Source organism: Psychrobacter sp. 1U2 (assembly GCF_051847575.1).
Genome location: NZ_JBPYDC010000012.1, coordinates 46,456 through 64,088 on the forward strand (window position 1 = coordinate 46,456; position 17,633 = coordinate 64,088).

The window sequence follows — 17,633 nt, forward strand, 5'->3', positions numbered from 1 at the left end:
TGAAAGGCAAAGCTATTTAAAATATTCAGACAGAGTCAGTAGTGAGGTAGTAACCGTCTTGAGCGTATCATCAGTGAGCTTCTGTGGTTGCTACTAGGTACGTGGCTCATACCTAGGTGGCTCACACTTAAGTAGCTCATATCTAAGTGTTTATAAAAAGATGATGATACGCCTCTACGTCTCATGAATGACTACATCCAGTTGGCGGTGTTATCTTCGGTGGCTGGATGGTTTTCGTACCAGTGCTTGGCGATTTCATCGCGGCGGCAGACCCAGACATCAGGCCTACTGGTAATATATTTTAAAAATTGTTTAAGAGCAGTGATACGACCTGCGCGACCAATAATACGGCAGTGCAGGCCAATAGTTAGCATTTTAGGCTGGTTTTTACTTTCTTTGGCACCTTCTTCATAAAGCGTATCAAAGCTATCTTTTAGATACTGATAAAAAGGTTCAGCATTGGTGAAGCCCGGACTTGAAGCAAAGCGCATATCATTGGTTTCAAGAGTATAGGGGATAACCAGATGCGGTTTACGTAATATTTTATCGCCATCTTCTACTTTGACATTGAGCCAATAGGGGAGCTCATCAGCATAAGAGTCAGAGTCGTAAATATAACCGCCTTGCTCAGCGACTAGCTCGCGAGTATTAGGGCTGTCACGACCAGTATACCAGCCTAGTGGCTGCTTGCCGAGCATACGCTCAAAAATCTGGGTGGCCGCGCGCACATGTTCGCGCTCCGTTTCGCGGTACATATACTGATAAGTGATCCAGCGCAGGCCATGGCTTGCTACTTCATGGCCGTCTTCTAAGACGCGCTCGATGATGTGCGGGGTTTTTTCAGCTGCCGCAGCACAAGTGAACGTGGTGATAGGCAACCCATACTCTTTAAATGTATCGAGTACGCGCCAAACGCCAACGCGACTGCCATATTCAAAAGCGGATTCGATAGATTGATGACGGTTGGTAAATTCAGGAGTACCTAAGACATCTGACAAAAACCGCTCTGATTGACCATCACCATGCATCACACTGTTTTCCGCACCTTCCTCAATATTGAGAACAAACTGCACGGCAATTCTAGCGCCGCCCGGCCAGTTGGCTTTAGGAGGGGTGTCAGCATAGCCTTTTAAATCACGAGGGTAAGCGGAGTGATCAAAGTCGCTAGTGATCTTCTGCGTCATAACGTTTTTCCTTATATCTATACGGTTTGCTAACAATCTAGCTATTTATTATTAGCTATTTATCAATAGAGTCTTAAAAGTAGACAGTGTTTATTTGTGCGCTAAAGTTTTATTAAGCTCAACGCCGTATTTGCGCATGAGTAACCAGTAAATTAAACCTCCTATCGCAGCGCCTAATAAAAAACCGTAACCTTCAAATTTTGCCAAACTGGGCACGAGTACTGTCGCAACAGAAAATAGCGCCCCGATAGCAAAAGCAATAAGACCGCGTATATTCCAGCCTTTGGTGTAGTAATAAGCGCCAGTTGGCTGCGCAGAAAATAAGTCGTTCATGTTAATATTTTGGCGTCTAATAATGTAGTAATCGATGACCAAAATCCCAAAGAACGGCGCGATGATAGCGCCAACGACGTTGACAAAACCGACGATACCAATTTTACTAATAACGGATAACCATAGCGCCCCTACAAAGAAGGCAATGATTGCGGTAATTAAGCCGCCGCGGCGAAAGTTAATATGTCTTGGGAATAAATTGGCTAAATCATAAGCTGGCGGTATAAAGTTGGCAACCATATTGATACCGACAGTCGCCGCGAAGAAGGTAAGAGCAGCCACGATAGTCAGCGGTAGCGAATCGACCCTTTCCACGATATCTGAGGGATTCGTCAAAGCTTCACCAAAGAGCACTAAAGTACCGGCGGTGATAATCAGCGCGATAAAGGAGAAGAACACCATATTGATCGGCAAACCAATCAGATTACCCTTGCGCATATCGCGCTCACTGCATAAAAAGCGTGAAAAGTCGCCGAAGTTAATTACCACTGCCGCAAAATAAGCGACCATCGTACCCACAATAGCAGTAAAGGCTTGCACAGAAGTGCCCGCGTAATCGCTACCGCTAGTAAAAATCGAGTTGATCGCGGGTAACAGCTCAGAGCCTGATTGATACCAGATCATAGCCATGAGTACTACCATGACGACATAAACGAGCGGTCCTGCCCAGTTCAAAAAGTGCTTGATAGGCTCAATACCCGCCCAAAATAGCATAATCTGAAACAGCCAGACGATGACAAAAGCAAGCCATGCGGTACCGTTGAGTCCTAAAAAGATAGTATCCGAGCTGCCCATAAATACGGCGAGCAAAATAGCCACAGCGGTTGATGCAAAATAGGTCTGCACGCCATACCAGAATATACCAATGATCGCTCGTAGCAGTGAGGGCAGATTAGCGCCATTGATCCCCATGCTAGCGCGAATAAGTACAGGAAAAGGCACTCCGTATTTGACGCTAGGCTTACCCGTCAGATTGACCATGAGCATCACGATAAAACCGGCGCAAATAATCGCCGCCATCACCCACCAGCCACTGAGGCCATAACTTAAAAATAAGGAAGCAGCCAGGGTATAACCGAACAAGCTTTGGATATCGTTAGACCAGACGTTAAATATGGAGAACCAGCCCCAATTGCGATCTTCAGGTTGTAAAGGAGCAAGATCCTCGTTGTATAACCTTGAGTTCTTACGCTCTGGATCGAAAGTGTTACAATCATAAAGCGCGCTGTCTGCTGACTGATTAAGCTGACTTCCCTGTTTATTAATAGACATTCCCTCTTCCTTCTTTCTTTTATGACTAAGCAATCGAAATGATGCTTACTGCCACTCTAGGGAGGTCCAAGTCATTGGTCAAGCGAATTGTTCAATAATGTTTATTGGCCTATCTTAGCTCGATTATTGTCTTGTCTCAAAGCGCTCTACAGTCCAGAGGCATAAGCCACAATTTGCTGTCTCTCTTCATCTGTCAGTTGTGTAATATTGCCTAATGGCATATAGCCGGTTTGTACTGCAGTCACTACTTTAGCTTGGTGAATTTTCATATCTTCAGGGGTTTGTAAGATAATACCAGCAGGCGGGGCGTTGAAGCCTTGCTGCGTCGGCTGCGCGGCGTGACAAGTACTACAGCGGGTATGCACAATATCCATAATAGGGTTGTCAGTAGCAGCGCTCACCGCAACGGCATCGGCAGCAGTGCCTGTCGTCTCAGCAGCGGTAGACGTTGATTCAGTAGCAGGCGGCGTAGTGTTAGGATCCGTTTCAGGGTCAGCCTCAACAGGAACAGCCGACTGAACGGGCGGTACTGGCAGCGGTTCAATAGGTGCAGGGCGCATCCAGATAATCAGTAAAACGGTGAGTAAAGCTGGAATCCATAGGAATTTTGTCTGCGTATTACCCAAGTGCTTTTGATTAAAATAGTGGCGTACGAGCGCGGTAATGACCCCTACAAACACTAGCACTAACCAGCCATGGGCATGTGAATACATCATAGGGTAATGATTGCTAATCATCGTAAAGATAAGCGGCAGGGTAAAATAGTTATTCATTAAAGAGCGGTTTTTGGCCATGAGTGCCAAATCCGCAACGTCTTTACCCGGTTTTTCCCCTTTACGAACACAATCTACTAGCGCGCGCTGAGCGGGCATAATCCCAAAAAAGACATTACCTGCCATGATCGTACCTAAAATAGCACCGACATGGATAAAGGAGGCGCGATCACTAAACAGCTGGTATGAACCCCAAGTAGCAATCACCAGCAGGATAAAGATAGTAGAGCTAAACACTAACGCATTCTTACCGATGCGGCTACGGACGATAACCTCATAGACAAAGTAGCTACCAAACAAGAAGAGTAAGCTGGTCGAGATAGCGCCGATATTGCTACCAAAAGCGACTTTGCTTGGGTCGATCAGATAAGCGGTGGCATTGGCATAGTAGACAATTGCCATCATCGCCGCACCAGTCAACCAAGTGGTATAAGCTTCCCACTTGAACCAATGCAGCGTCTTTGGCATCTCTTCAGGTTCGAGCTTGTATTTTGCGATTTCATAAAATCCGCCACCGTGTACCGCCCACAAATCGCCAGAAATGCCTTTATCGGCTTTCCACTGCGGCGGCTTGCGTAAGCTAAGATCAAGCCAGACAAAATAAAAGGAAGCACCAATCCATGCTATGCCGGCGATAACGTGAAACCAGCGAAAAAATAAAGCGACCCAATCAAGAAGATATGCACCCATGCGACTACTGTCCTTTTATACGATGTCTTAAATACTGCGTTTAATACGAAAAAATAAATTATGAGCCGCGATAAGTGCTGTAACCGTGAGCACTTAACAATAGTGGCACATGATAATGACTGCTATCACTGACCACAAAATCAATAATAACTTGCGGATAAAAAGCCGTGAGGTTTTGGGTATCAAAATAAGCTTGCGTATCGAAAGTCAAAGTGTAGCGACCAGTGCTCAGCTCACGATCAGCTGTGCTAATGGCTTCATCAAACTGCCAGCTATCTGGGCTGACGCGGCCATCGCTATTGGTCGTCCCATGGGCCAACAGCGTCGCATTCGAGTCGCTGTCGACTCGGCGTAGAGCGACCGCGATATCGGCGGCAGGTCTGCCCAAATGGGTGTCTAAGATGTGTGAAGAAAGAGAGGCTGACATAATAAGTCCTTTTATATTTTGTGCGAATTGTTGAGCTAAACAGCTGGTTTGAATAATTTGTTTAAACGCAAGCGCGTGATTTTGTTTTGTTCAGTAGCGGCGTTGACAAGCTCAGTGGCTCGATCATTTGGCAAACGCGCTAATAGTAGATCGAGCATTTGCTGGGCGCTTTTACCCGTTGCAAAGACAATAAAGATGAAGCCAAACTTATCGAGATACTCTTGATTACCTTGTGCTAACGCTTCAAGAACCTCATCCTCTGCCTCATTCGCTCCTGATTGTTCATGAGCGGCGCTATCTTGGGTGTTGCGATACTTTTCTTTTAGAGTGGCGACATTACCGATTTGTGGATGGCCGTCAAGCGCCTCTAATAAGTCTGACTCTTGCTGTTGTACTTTGCCCCATATCGTATCGCTATGAGCGCTTAGGGCCTCTAGCGTAGTGAACGGCCGAGCGCTCGCTACCTCACGTGCCCAACGAGAGCTAGTACAGCAAGTGAGGAGGGTTGAGGTTGCCTGAGCCTGATTAAAATCGTTGAACTGCGCTAGGGTTAAACTCACGATGAAGTCCTTTTCTTGTGGGGTGGAAGCCTCATAGCTTTTTAAATCATAGCGTATCGAAAATGAGGACACGCCTTGAGTATATGGCCGCCTATTCGTGTGCTAAAGTGCTATTGCATGAGAGTGATAATAAAAGTATAAATTAAAAGCCAATTGGTTTATATTAGCTATTCTGCTTAAACCTGACCAACTGGTCAACTACTTTATGCAATATATCATAATTTATCGCCTTGAGTAGGCAATAATTTAAGCGTTATAAGCAATAGTCAGCCATCAAGCTGTCACTATCTGCTCTTTTACTGGATGAATTTATGACTTTTACTACCGACAATGATTTGAGTACTGCAGATAATGACACTCACCGCAGTCAGCAAGACATTCGTGCTCATAATCAAGCCGTTATCCTAAAGGCCGCCGAAGAGGAGTTCGTGCTGAAGAGCTTTCGCGGTGCTACCATGCAAGGTATTGCAGATCGTGCCGGGTTGCCAAAAGCCAATGTGCATTATTACTTTAAGAATAAGAAAAACCTGTATGAAAAAGCACTGCGCGCTATTATCGAGGAGTGGAACGAGGGCCTCGTGACGATGACGGTAGATAGTGACCCAAAAACAGTCATTGAGAAGTTTGTCAGAACCAAGCTTCATCAAGCTTTTGCTCATCCCAATCGCCATAAGCTGTTTGCCCTTGAAGTCATTGGTGGCGCTCCGCACTTGCATGATTTTATGTCGAATACGATGCAAGACTGGGCGCTTGATAAAGCGCAAGTGATGAAGACCTGGCATGAGCAAGGCAAGATAGGAATTAAGGATCCGCTACAATTACTGATTTTGATCTGGGCGACCACCCAGCGTTATGCTGAATTTGAAACCGAAATTGTCGGTTTATTACAAAAAGAGGCTTATGAGAAGGACGATGAAGACCGAGCCGCCGATTTTTTAGTACCGTTTATCTTGCGCGGCTGCGGTCTAGAATAAGCTGTCAGAACCAATTGTTAGCTCTTTTTATCAGCGCCTTTCAACAGTCCTTTAAGGCAATTCTCGAACTGGCTTGAGTTCATGCTTTAGACCATCGTCAATATGCTGTTCAGGGGTATCGAACTCGACACCGTAATTCTTAGGTAGGATCATATCAAGTGCAATTGCTATGATACCAGACACGGTGACTGCCGAACCGAAGATATTGCGAAAGAACTGCGGCATTTGTGCAAACACGTCAGGTACGAAAGCCACACCCATAGCAAGACCTAATGAGGTGGCAATGATAAGGATATTACGATGGGTAAAGTCAACCGTCGATAAAATACGAATACCCGCTGTCGCTACGGTGGCAAACATCAATAACGTGACACCGCCTACTACTGGTTTTGGCAGTTGAGTGAAGATAGCGCCAAGAATCGGAAACAGACCCATCGTGAACAAGATAGCCGCCACAAAAAAACCAACATAACGGCTGGCGATACCCGTCATCTGAATCACACCATTATTTTGACTAAAAGTCGTCACCGGGAAAGTATTGAATACAGCGGCAATCAAAGAGTTGACACCATCACCTAACACCCCGCCTTTGATGCGTTTCTCGTAGACTGGGCCTTTAATCGGCTCGCCTGAAATCATCGAGGTTGCGGTCAGATCGCCAGAGGTCTCGATACTGGTAATGATATACATAAAGGCAATCGGAATAAACGCTTGCCAGTCAAAACTAAAGCCAAACTTAAAAGGCACAGGAACCGTAAAGATAGCCGCTTCTGAGACCAATGAGAAATCAATCCTACCCATAATCATAGCGGCAACCAAACCGAGCATGAGACCAATAAAGATAGCGCTTGAGCGTATGACTTTATTATTAACAATACTAATCAGCACCACACTGACTAATACCCCGCCGCCCAATAATAGATTCGGTACACTCCCAAAATCCTCTGCACCAACGCCGCCTGCCAAGTCTGTCAAACCTACCTTAGTCAAGGATAGACCAATAGTGACAATAACGCAGCCGGTAACGATGGGGCTCATCAAAGATTTGAGCTTAGTGATGAACTGGCTTAAGAAGATCTCTACAAATGCGCCTAAGAACGAAACGCCAAAGATTACAGATAAAATCTCCTCAGGACTACCACCGCGGTTTTTTACCACAAAACCGGCGGCTAGTACGGCCGCTAAAAAACCAAAGCTAGTGCCTTGTAATGCCATAAGTCCTGAGCCTACAGGACCTACTTTGCGAGTTTGAATAAAGGTAGCCACCCCCGATACCATCAGGGACATACTGATTAGATAGGGGATATGCTGTCCTAAACCTAACGCTCCGCCGATGATTAAAGAGGGGGTAATGATACCGACAAAAGCTGCAAGAACGTGCTGGACAGCTCCTAAGAAGGCTTTTGCAGGGGCGGGGCGATCATGGAGCCCGTATAATAAATCGGGATTTCCTTGCGTCTGTGCAGTCGTTTCGCTCATGGTAACTTCCTTTTATATGAACTTTGCAGTCTTCTAAAACAAAGAGTCGCACTTGTCCGTATGCTAATAAACCAAGAATAATGGTTCAATTTCTCTATCAAACGTTAATGGAATAACCTGACCATTTAGTCAGCTATATGTAGGATATAGTGAAAGGGTTTACTATTGCAACGCTTTTTTTACTTAAAGACGGCATTTATTCAAAGTAAGCGCTAGTGCTAGACTTGGCATCACGCTTACTTTTTGAACAAAAGCTTTGATTCATTGTTGCTAAATTATAGATACTTCGCTATTATGCTTTTCAGAATGTTAATGATAATAGTTATCGTTAACATTCTTAATATTACTATAAGTAATAGTGAGTCGTTATAGCAGCTAATCCTATGAGTGATAAAAGTCGCTCAATAGAGTGGCTTTGCTGTTTTACATCTCACACGCTAATTCTTGGGCATAAATTTGATAGTTAAATAAAGTGAGTATTTTATGGGTGCAGTAACATTTTCTAGTCGATTATCGGTTTTATCTATAGGGATAGCCACAGCGCTATTTTCACAAATGGCCACTGCTGCAGAGACTATGCCTAGCACTACGTTGCAGACGATTACGGTAACGGCAAATACTTCAGTACGAGACGAAGTGCAAAAAGAGGTTGTTTATATCGATAACTATACGCCCGCAGCGCAGGCGAGTCATTTGAGTGACTTTTTAGATGTGATACCTGGGGTTGAGGTCGGTGGAACGTCGACGGTAAACCAGCGTATCAGAGTGCGCGGGCTTGATGATACTAATCTCAAAGTCACTATCGATGGCGCGCGTCAAGAAGGAGCGCTGTTTTATCATATGGGTGATGTCACTCTTGATCCTGACTTGCTTAAGCAAGCCGAAGTAGCGGTGGGTAATAACTCAGTAACGCTTGGCAACGACGCACTTGGTGGTGCGGTAGCGTTTGAAACAGTCGATGCCGCAGATTTATTAAAGCCCGATCAAAAGATTGGTGCAAAACTAAAAGCAGGGTATGCCAGTAATAATGATGAGCTTCTAACGTCAGCAACCGTTTATGGCGCGCCAACAGACGATATTGACCTATTAGCTTATTATGGTAAGCGCGATACAGATTCTGGCGAAGATGGCAGTGGCCGTGAGCTATTTGAGGATAGTGAGAGCGAAAATATCTTGTTAAAAGCGGGCGCTTATATTAATGATAATCACCGCGTAGGTGCTAGCTTTAGCCGTACCGAAAAAGAAGGTGTTTTTCCGTTTCGTCCAGATTTTCCTAGCTTAAGTGATGATCCTATACCGCAAAAGGTAAACCGCGATACTTATACTCTTGATTACAACTTTAACCCGCTAAATGCTTTGGTTGATGTTGATACCACGATTTATCAGACTGAAACCGAAATTTCGCGAGATAATAATGCTGATGTATCGCCCGGTTATGACTGGCAAGCTCAGGTAAAAACCACAGGCGGCAAGATTGAAAACACTAGTGTAATCGATGACAGCGTTTTTGAAGGGATTACGGGTACGCATAAACTCATTGCAGGTGTTGAGCACTACAAAAAAGAATCACAGATGGCGCGTGAGGGTAGTGATACCGCGACTGATGAGGCAAATAACACTTCAGTATATTTAGAAGATCAGTGGCGAATGGGCAAATTCAGCCTAACGCCAGGCGTGCGTTATGATCGTTACGAGTCGCCTGAATTTGTATCGGGTGGCGAGACGTATGATAACGTCGTCGGTGCGCTAGCAGCAAGCTACGAGATTGCTCCAAGTACGCAAATATTCGCCAGCTATACGCAGTTATTCAATGGCCCTGATCTTGCGCAAACGATATTCAATAGTAATGGCGATAGTATCTATGTCAACGACGATCTCAAAGCAGAAGAAGGCTATAACTCTGAGGTGGGCGTGGCGACAACGCTGCGTGGATTAACCACAGATGATGACGCCCTGCAATTAAGTGCCAAATACTTCCACTCTAATATCGAAAACTTTCAGCAGTTTATCAGAACAGGAGATCGCGCCGGTCGCTACGGTCTAAACTGTACTACAGGTGAGCGCGGTTCAGCCGGTAACTTACAAGATTGCCAAGGCATGATCAACAGCGAAGAGGATTACGAGATCAAAGGGGTTGAGCTCGCAGCGAATTACAGCACCAATAACTTTGGTATGGGGCTTAGCTATTCGCGCGCGCGTAGTGAAGGCGACAAAACTGGTGATAGCATTCCTTCAGTAAGTGGCGGCAGTGCTGACTCAGGCGATCGTTACATGGTGAATTTAGATTATGCACCCAATGACGTTGTTGATTTAGGTTGGCGTAGTACTTATGTCGCCTCTATCACTGATAATCAGGGCGACACTAAGTCCGACTATGATGTGCATGATATCTACATGAATTATGCACCGCGTCAGCTAAAAAACGTCAAAGCCACCGTTGGCGTCTATAACTTATTTGACGAAACCTACGCCAGTCATGCCTCACGCTACAATGCAATTAAAGATGAGAGCACTGACTTTGAGCCGGGCCGTAACATCAAAGCGTCATTGACGTATCAGTTTTGATAGTTTAATAGTGTCTTTAAATAACGGTTTTTAATAGACGTTATCATTTAAATATAGAACCAGTCCTCTAATTTTAGATGGCTGGTTTTTTGTAAGTCATAACGTAATAAACCGAAATATTGACTATATAAGTCTATAGGTAATAGGAGAGTGAAAAAATGGCCAAACCGACACCAAGAGTTTTAGAAGTTAAAGGTATCAAAGATATTACGCCCAATATGCGCCGGATTACGCTTGGCGGTCAGGGCATCAAAGATTTCCCAGTAGACCAAGAAAGTGCCTATATCAAGTTGATGTTTCCACAGCAGCAAGACAAAAAGCCAATCATGCGTACTTATACCATTATCAAGCAGCGCGATGATGAGATAGATGTAGATTTTGTTTTACATGGACTGAATCACAAAGGAAAAGAGGGCCCCGCATCACACTGGGCAAAAACCACGAATATAGGCGACAGTATTTTGATCGGCGGTCCTGGTGCCAAAAAATTAATTAACCCTCAGGCAGACTGGTTTTTATTAGCTGGCGATATGACCGCATTACCCGCCATCACCGTGAATTTGGCACAACTGCCCAAAGATGCGATTGGTTATGCCGTTATAGAAGTATTAAGTGAAGACGATATCCAACTGCTACAAAAACCAGAAAACCTCGCTATTGAGTGGGTAATAAATCCGGTGAGCACCGATAGCCGCTATCCTTTATTAGATAAGATTAAGACATTGGACTGGCCATATGGTGAGGTGGCAGTGTGGACAGCGTGTGAGTTTAATAGTATGCGCGCTTTGCGCCAATATTTTAAGGAAGAAAAGCAAGTGGCGAAAAGTCATCTTTATATCTCAAGTTACTGGAAGCTTGATAGTAGTGAAGATGAGCATAAGGTTGTCAAACGTCAAGATGCAGAAGAGAGTTTATAGTTTTTACTTAAGCCGTATCGACAATCACAGGGCGACCTTGATGATTTAATACCGCGACATCGACGTCGTATAACGCTTTGATGGTTTTTTGGGTGATGACATCGACAGGATGTCCTGTCGCAACTACACGGCCATCTTTCATAGTCACGACGGTATCGGCGAACTGCGCCGCTTGGTTGATATCGTGCAGGACGATGACGACCGTTTTTTGCTGCTGATGACTCAGCGCACGCAGCTCACGCATCAAGCGCCCAGAGTGATACATATCGAGATTATTGAGCGGCTCATCAAGAAGCAGGTAAGGCGTATCTTGGCAGACAATCATCGCAATCAGTACGCGCTGACGCTGACCGCCTGAAAGAGTAGATAAGAACCTATCGGCTAACGGTTCAAGCTCAAAACGCTTGATAATCTCATCTACCTGTTGCTGATCGTTAGCCGTTGGCCGGCCTTGATGATATGGATAGCGCCCGAACATCAGCAGCTCATGCACGCGCAGCCGCCCTTGTACTTGATTGTCTTGACTGAGCATCGCCACCGTCTTGGCAAGCGTGCGCGCCTCACAGTTGGCAATGTCGCGCGCCTCATCCTCTATTCCAAAGCTCACTTGCCCTGATTGCAGCGGTTGCAAACGCGCTAACAGCGAAAACAGCGTCGATTTGCCGGCCCCATTAGGACCAATGAGGGCGATCACTTGCGCAGGTGGTAACGATAAACTGATGTCGTGTAAGATTTGCTGCTTGCCAATGTGATGCGAGACGTTATTGATGTTGATCATAGTTTGTCTGGTTCTACTATATTTGATTTTAATAAAAAGTAGCTTTATACCCGGCGGCGATGGGTCATAAATATCAATAATAAAAATACTAAGCCACCTGCTAATTCGATAACTACCGCTAATACACCCGCCATACCTAAGACTTGCTCAAAGATGGCCTGACCTAAAACCAAGCAAATCATCGCAATCAAGCTCACTAATATCAGCCGCTGGCTATGCGCCATAGTGCGTGTAAGCCGGTTAGTCAGTGCACAAACTAATAACCCAAAAAAGGTCACTGGCCCCACCAAAGCGGTCGCCGTTGCAACTAGTGCTGCAATGATCGTTAATAAGCCAAAAGCGAGGCGCTGATAATCGACACCTAAGTTAATCGCTTGGTTTTTACCCAGCATCAGCACATCGCATTGAAAGCGCAAGCGCCAAACGATCAGTGCACTGAGCAAACAAATGATCATGCTGATGCCTAATAGCTGCGGGTTGACTGTATTGAACTGAGCGTAACTGGCCGACTGTACCACCACAAAATCATCTGGATTAATCAGCCGTGCCACTAGCGCTGACAAGCTACGAAACAACACACCAAAAACAACCCCGACTAAGATAAGCCGAGTCAAATCTTGATTGCCCTTAGAAAATAAAAGCCTAAATAGTAATAACGACGCGCCAAACATCAATATAAGCTCAAGCCCAAACTTGAGCACAGGACTGATACTCGTAAAGCTAATCGCGCCCAAAAAGAACACCAGTAAGCTTTGTAAGAGCACATATAGCGAGTCAAAGCCCAGTAACGACGGCGTTAAGATAGGGTTGTGGGTTAAGGTTTGAAACAGTAACGTCGACACCCCAATGGCATAACCGACGACCATCAGGGCTAGCAGTTTTTTGCCGCGCAGGGGTATGGCAAAGTCCCAATGACCATGAACGTTAAGCGTCAAAAATAGAGACGCTGAGAGCACTAAAATAACTGCCGCTACTACGCGCGGATATTGAGTGATGGCTTGCCACAATCGCAAGAATGCGCGCGCTAATAATGAGTCATCGGCTTGAGGCCTGATGTTATTAGACCCGGATTTATTATCAGTATCTTTGACAGTCGATGAGGAAGGGGAGAGCATACGCTATAGTCGATCCTAAATGAAACTTAAACATTTTTGTCATGTGTTGTTGGGATGAATTTTACGCAGCCTCTGGAGTGACAAAGTCGCACAGTAAGCAAGAAAAATTTATACCAACAGCACTACACCATTTTTGAAGTGTCTTAACTATAATCTTATAAGATAAAATGAAAGAGGGCGTCAAGATTCGCTAGGCGCCCGTAATAACAACCATAAAAATATCACCGTACCCACCACACCAAACACTGTTGCTACTGGCACTTCAAAGGGATAACGAATAGAGCGGCCGATGATATCGCACAGGAGTACCGCCGAGGCGCCAAGCAGCGCGACCGCAGGTAAGCTTCGACGCAGCTTGTCGCCCATGATACGGCTGACAATATTAGGCACCACTAAGCCAATAAAGGGAATCATCCCAACCGTGACCACCACGACCGCGCTCATCATCGCTACCATGCCGACGCTAAGCCAAGTGACTTGCCGTTTGCTAACGCCTAAGTTGAGCGCGATATTGTCCCCTAGGCCGACGATAGTGAGCTTATCGGCGATGATATAAGCGATGATACACAATGCGCCCGTCAGCCATAGCAGCTCGTAGCGCCCTGCCAACACCCCAGAAAAATCACCAAATTGCCAAACGCTGAGCATCTGCAGGGTTTCGGTTTGATAAGCAATAAAGGTGGTCACCGCCTCGATAATCCCGCCAAACACAATCCCGATCAGCGGAATCATCAAAAAATCTGTGGGCGGAATACGGCGGATAAGTAGCATAAATAACATCATGCCAACCACAGCTGAAACAGTAGCAACGCTCATCTTTATAATAAGGGCACTAGCTGGAAAGAGTAAGCTGACGACCAATAGTCCAAACGCTGCGCTTTGGGTCGCGCCCACCATAGAAGGCTCAACAAAGCGGTTTTTGAGGACCACTTGGATAATCATGCCCGCCACCGCCATCGAGACACCGGTCAAAATAATAGCGATAGTGCGCGGTAGCCGGCTCACTAGCATCAGCGAGATATCAGCATTGGCGCTATGATTAATGAGGCTTTGTAAGACCCCAGACCAAGAAAAATCAGCCACCCCAAGCGATAAGCTAATTAAAACCAATAGCCCCATCAGCACAAGGCTTCCAGTATTCATCAGCCACGGCGGTATCGCAGCATGACGCGGTTTGGCGCTAGTACTATAGCTACTAGATTGACGCCAGCTTGCAGCCCCTGAAGTAGAGAAGTTAGCGGTTTTTCCATGGGCATGAGCACGAGGTGAAAATAGGGACATAACGGCTACAAGCTTAATTATAAATGATTAAATAGCTATAAGGTCTTATAAAGTCTGAGCCACAGCTGCAGCTCAGACCAATCCCGTATAGCGATAATGACGTTTAATTGGCTTTAGTAAAAGCGTCTCTGATCGTCGTCAAATCGGTTATCCATTGGTTATAGCCGCCAAAAGCAAGATAGGAGTCTGGGCTTAGATAAACCACTTGATCTTTGCTCCAAGCATTCGTTTGTGCAACTAGCGGATTATCAAGTACTGCCTTAGCACCGATGCTATCCTCTCCAATAGCAGCGCTACGATCCAGTACAAACAGCCAGTCTGGGTTGACCTTTTGAATATACTCAAAAGATATCGGCTGACCGTGACGAGCGCCTTCTATCTTGGAATCCGCTGCTGGTACACCCAGTACGCTGTGCACGAAGCCAAAGCGTGACTCAGCCCCATAAGCGGACAATTTATTACCGTTGACCATCACCACTAAACCATTGCCTTTATCTTTGGTTATAGCTTGGGTTTGCTCAATGAGGTCGTCGATGTTTCCTTGTAGTCTGGCTGCTTTAGCGCTTTTACCAAATAGTGCACCTAAGTCATGCAGGCGCTGTTTACTAGACTCATAGATATTAGCCGTATCGATAGTCATGTCTAAGGTTGGGGCAATGTTTGCAAGCTCATCGTATTTCTTCGCCATACGTGAGCCGACCAAGATCGCTTGCGGCTGCATAGCGTTTAAGGCCTCAAGATCAGGCTCAAACACGGTACCCACCTCTTCAGGATCAGGCTGAGTTTCAGAGTGTAGATTGTCTAGTTTTAGATCTTTTGGCATCCCAGCGACAGCGACATCAAGCGCTGCTAAATCTTGGAGCAATGTCATGTCATAGACCACAAGTGGCGCAGGATTAATCGGTAGGCTGACATCACCTCGTACGGTATCCACTTCGATAGTTTCGACTGAGACTGCGTCATTATCTGCGACGTTGGAGGCCGCATCAGCGGTTTTGTTTTCGACTTTGGTATCATCAGTGTCACTGGCGTCAGGAGACGAGCAGCCTGTCAAGCTGATACCAACCAGCAGCGTGGCCGTCATAGTTGCTAGGAGTGGACGTTTAAATAAAGAGGGTTGAGCAGTAGTATTGTTATTAGACATAAGAAACTCTAAGTATCGTGATTTATTAAAAATACAGCTTAATGGGATATAAACTATTGACCAATAGAAAATAAAAAAGAGCCCGCCCGACGCCAATAAAAAGCGCTAGAGCAATGCTCGTTGACCAACAACCAAAAAGAAGGTACTCGACTTTGTGAATTGATAAATTAGCGCTTTTTATGTAATCGCTAAAAAACATGATAAGCGGTATGAATAGAAGCTCATGATAAAGTAACTCAGAAACTTTATCAATGATAATGATTGTCATTTGTACTATAGTTTGTATCTATAGTGATTTGAGTGACGTGCTGAACATCTGCCACTGCAGACGGATAAAGGCGGGGAGTCTCTACGGATAATTCGTATATCGCTAATACAATCGATAGCCACTAGAAAAACAGGCTACCGATATAGACTAATAAGCTTAGTAGTAGAAATATCACTAGTATAAGGATAAAGAATATTAGAATAATAAGGGTAATCTCCAACCGTACTTATTTATTAATGCGGTTTTGTTCTATGTCTTTTTTACCAGCCATAACCAAAGGGGGTATAAAAAGGACTGTAACCAAAACGGCCGCCATAGCCAAATGGATAAGGCGAGCGCAGATAGTCCAGATCACGTTGGCGGATATAATAGTAGCGCCCTTGTGAGTAAGCCTCTTCTAGCTTTTCAATCCCTTCAAGCGGGCAGACGGGCTGCCAATCATATCCTTCACGGCCAAGCTTATAGGCATTCAGCTCGGTACAGTAATTTTTTAGACCTTGCTGACGCCCTTGCTCCCATAATACTCGATTGGGTGCCGCGCCAACCACGCTAGCGCATTGATTGGTATACTGACCGAAATAAGCGCCTGAGCGTCCACGCAAGCCATCGGCATAACCCACTTCTTGCCAGTTACTGGTCTGGCATTGCTGCGGGGTGAGGCTTTGCGTAGTGGCACAGCCTGATAAGGTTAGAGCGGTCGCAGTAATAAGCGAAAAGGCAGCGCTAGCTTTACTAAGCGTTTTCATTGACGATAAAGAAGAAGTTAAATTGATTTTGGATAGATAAGTCATCATAAACTTTCTCGCTTGAACGGATCATAATATAGTTTATGATAGCACCTTTTATAATGTTAGCCTTCGAGGTTGTGTTAGAGATAAGTGTGTTTTTTGCGAACTAAGCTTATGATATTTAAAGCATAATAAGGTTAGAATAACTCTTAATGAGACAAGTTATATCAACACCTTATAGAGAGCTGAGCTTGATTTTTTAACTTTCGGACTTATTATGACTAGCACATTGTCGGCCGCCGCCCTTATCGGTAGCGTGTACTATCTTTTAGAGCGCTCATTTGTCAATGTTCAACAGACCCTAATCAAAAAAGGCAGAATTTATGGGAATATGGATTGCTATCCTTATTGTACTTTTTGTATTAGGGAGTATGATGGCGCTCAAGCCTAACGGCATCGATCAGCGTTTGGACAAACTACGCATGACCGCGCGGCGCTTACAGCTCAACCCAAAGCTTGTGACTTGCCCCGAGTGGATTCCTGGCCGAGATGATGAATATGGCCGCGGTATGATGGGGCAGTATTGTTTAGTGCTAGAAAATGTGCAGCTGCCGCATACGCGTTATCGCGTGATAGATGGCCAGTGGCGTCCAGATAGTCGTTTCGTTGATGAGAGTGTTGATGCGGTCGCGCTTAATATTCCAAGCGCTATTCGTAACCATTCTGGCAATCATAAGAGTACTATTAGAAAGGCTGATTTTGTCTTAGATAAGACGCCCTTAGATCTACCGGTGAGCATTGAACCTTTTGTCAAAGGCCTGTGGACTAAGGCCAATAGCATCATCATATACTGGGAAGATGTCTCCTATGTGCGGCCTATTACTAATCCAAGCTACCGCGCCAAAATGATCGAAGAGGACTTGCTTACTCTAAAATCAAAGCTCGTACAGTGGGCAGAACAGCTAAAAAAACCAGCAGCTCGTTCTAATAATACTATCCATGATATAAGTATGACGGCTGATAACTCTACTCATTAGTAGCAGTGCTAATAGTTTTTTGATAGAGCGAGCGATAGTCAGTTGCTGGGCGCTTTATTTAATAAGTTGACATTTTGGCGCTTAGCAGTGTAACTTCTTTATAGGCTT

The 17,633-nt window shown here is 45.2% G+C and carries 15 protein-coding genes; 4 read left to right on the forward strand and 11 right to left on the reverse strand.

The genetic code is table 11. From position 1 onward, the window contains the following. Positions 1-191 precede the first annotated feature (191 nt). The 5 genes from puuE to uraD all read right to left on the reverse strand — a co-directional run bounded on the left by puuE (position 192) and on the right by uraD (position 5,239). On the reverse strand, positions 192-1,184 hold the full coding sequence (gene puuE, locus ACS8FD_RS07540; RefSeq protein ID WP_439275224.1) for an allantoinase PuuE: 993 nt from the start codon (positions 1,182-1,184) through the stop codon (positions 192-194). 90 nt (positions 1,185-1,274) lie between these two features. Next, positions 1,275-2,789: an NCS1 family nucleobase:cation symporter-1 gene (locus tag ACS8FD_RS07545; RefSeq protein WP_439275225.1), complete on the reverse strand. Its 1,515-nt coding sequence runs from the start codon at positions 2,787-2,789 to the stop codon at positions 1,275-1,277. 146 nt (positions 2,790-2,935) lie between these two features. Beyond that, positions 2,936-4,252 carry a urate hydroxylase PuuD gene (locus ACS8FD_RS07550; RefSeq protein ID WP_439275226.1) on the reverse strand — a complete coding sequence of 439 codons (1,317 nt, stop codon included), beginning with the start codon at positions 4,250-4,252 and terminating at the stop codon, positions 2,936-2,938. A gap of 58 nt (positions 4,253-4,310) precedes the next feature. After that, on the reverse strand, positions 4,311-4,679 hold the full coding sequence (uraH, locus tag ACS8FD_RS07555; protein ID WP_439275227.1) for a hydroxyisourate hydrolase: 369 nt from the start codon (positions 4,677-4,679) through the stop codon (positions 4,311-4,313). A 35-nt stretch (positions 4,680-4,714) separates the two neighbouring features. Beyond that, positions 4,715-5,239, reverse strand: a complete 525-nt coding sequence (gene uraD, locus ACS8FD_RS07560; RefSeq protein WP_439275228.1) for a 2-oxo-4-hydroxy-4-carboxy-5-ureidoimidazoline decarboxylase — start codon at positions 5,237-5,239, stop codon at positions 4,715-4,717. 311 nt (positions 5,240-5,550) lie between these two features. Between uraD and ACS8FD_RS07565 the strand changes: the two genes are divergently transcribed. Next, positions 5,551-6,213, forward strand: coding sequence for a TetR/AcrR family transcriptional regulator (locus ACS8FD_RS07565; RefSeq protein WP_439275229.1), 663 nt, complete (start codon positions 5,551-5,553; stop codon positions 6,211-6,213). A gap of 51 nt (positions 6,214-6,264) precedes the next feature. Here ACS8FD_RS07565 and ACS8FD_RS07570 read toward each other — a convergent pair whose 3' ends face one another. Further along, positions 6,265-7,692, reverse strand: coding sequence for a uracil-xanthine permease family protein (locus tag ACS8FD_RS07570; protein WP_439275230.1), 1,428 nt, complete (start codon positions 7,690-7,692; stop codon positions 6,265-6,267). A gap of 555 nt (positions 7,693-8,247) precedes the next feature. Here ACS8FD_RS07570 and ACS8FD_RS07575 point away from each other — a divergent pair. Next, positions 8,248-10,257, forward strand: coding sequence for a TonB-dependent receptor domain-containing protein (locus ACS8FD_RS07575; protein WP_439275231.1), 2,010 nt, complete (start codon positions 8,248-8,250; stop codon positions 10,255-10,257). Between the two features lie 158 nt (positions 10,258-10,415). Beyond that, on the forward strand, positions 10,416-11,174 hold the full coding sequence (locus ACS8FD_RS07580) for a siderophore-interacting protein (RefSeq protein ID WP_439275232.1): 759 nt from the start codon (positions 10,416-10,418) through the stop codon (positions 11,172-11,174). 7 nt (positions 11,175-11,181) lie between these two features. On the opposite strand, the gene ACS8FD_RS07585 is transcribed toward ACS8FD_RS07580, so the two are convergent. The 5 genes from ACS8FD_RS07585 to ACS8FD_RS07605 all read right to left on the reverse strand — a co-directional run bounded on the left by ACS8FD_RS07585 (position 11,182) and on the right by ACS8FD_RS07605 (position 16,554). After that, positions 11,182-11,952: an iron ABC transporter ATP-binding protein gene (locus ACS8FD_RS07585; RefSeq protein ID WP_439275233.1), complete on the reverse strand. Its 771-nt coding sequence runs from the start codon at positions 11,950-11,952 to the stop codon at positions 11,182-11,184. A gap of 44 nt (positions 11,953-11,996) precedes the next feature. After that, positions 11,997-13,067, reverse strand: a complete 1,071-nt coding sequence (locus ACS8FD_RS07590) for an iron chelate uptake ABC transporter family permease subunit (RefSeq protein ID WP_439275234.1) — start codon at positions 13,065-13,067, stop codon at positions 11,997-11,999. Between the two features lie 180 nt (positions 13,068-13,247). After that, the gene (locus tag ACS8FD_RS07595; protein WP_439275261.1) at positions 13,248-14,210 is read right to left on the reverse strand and encodes an ABC transporter permease; all 963 of its coding nucleotides are present in this window, start codon (positions 14,208-14,210) and stop codon (positions 13,248-13,250) included. Positions 14,211-14,451: 241 nt separating this feature from the next. Continuing rightward, positions 14,452-15,492, reverse strand: a complete 1,041-nt coding sequence (locus ACS8FD_RS07600) for a siderophore ABC transporter substrate-binding protein (protein ID WP_439275235.1) — start codon at positions 15,490-15,492, stop codon at positions 14,452-14,454. A gap of 528 nt (positions 15,493-16,020) precedes the next feature. Next, positions 16,021-16,554 carry a DUF2799 domain-containing protein gene (locus ACS8FD_RS07605; protein WP_439275236.1) on the reverse strand — a complete coding sequence of 178 codons (534 nt, stop codon included), beginning with the start codon at positions 16,552-16,554 and terminating at the stop codon, positions 16,021-16,023. 317 nt (positions 16,555-16,871) lie between these two features. Between ACS8FD_RS07605 and ACS8FD_RS07610 the strand changes: the two genes are divergently transcribed. Next, positions 16,872-17,525 carry a hypothetical protein gene (locus tag ACS8FD_RS07610; RefSeq protein WP_439275237.1) on the forward strand — a complete coding sequence of 218 codons (654 nt, stop codon included), beginning with the start codon at positions 16,872-16,874 and terminating at the stop codon, positions 17,523-17,525. Positions 17,526-17,633 lie beyond the last annotated feature (108 nt).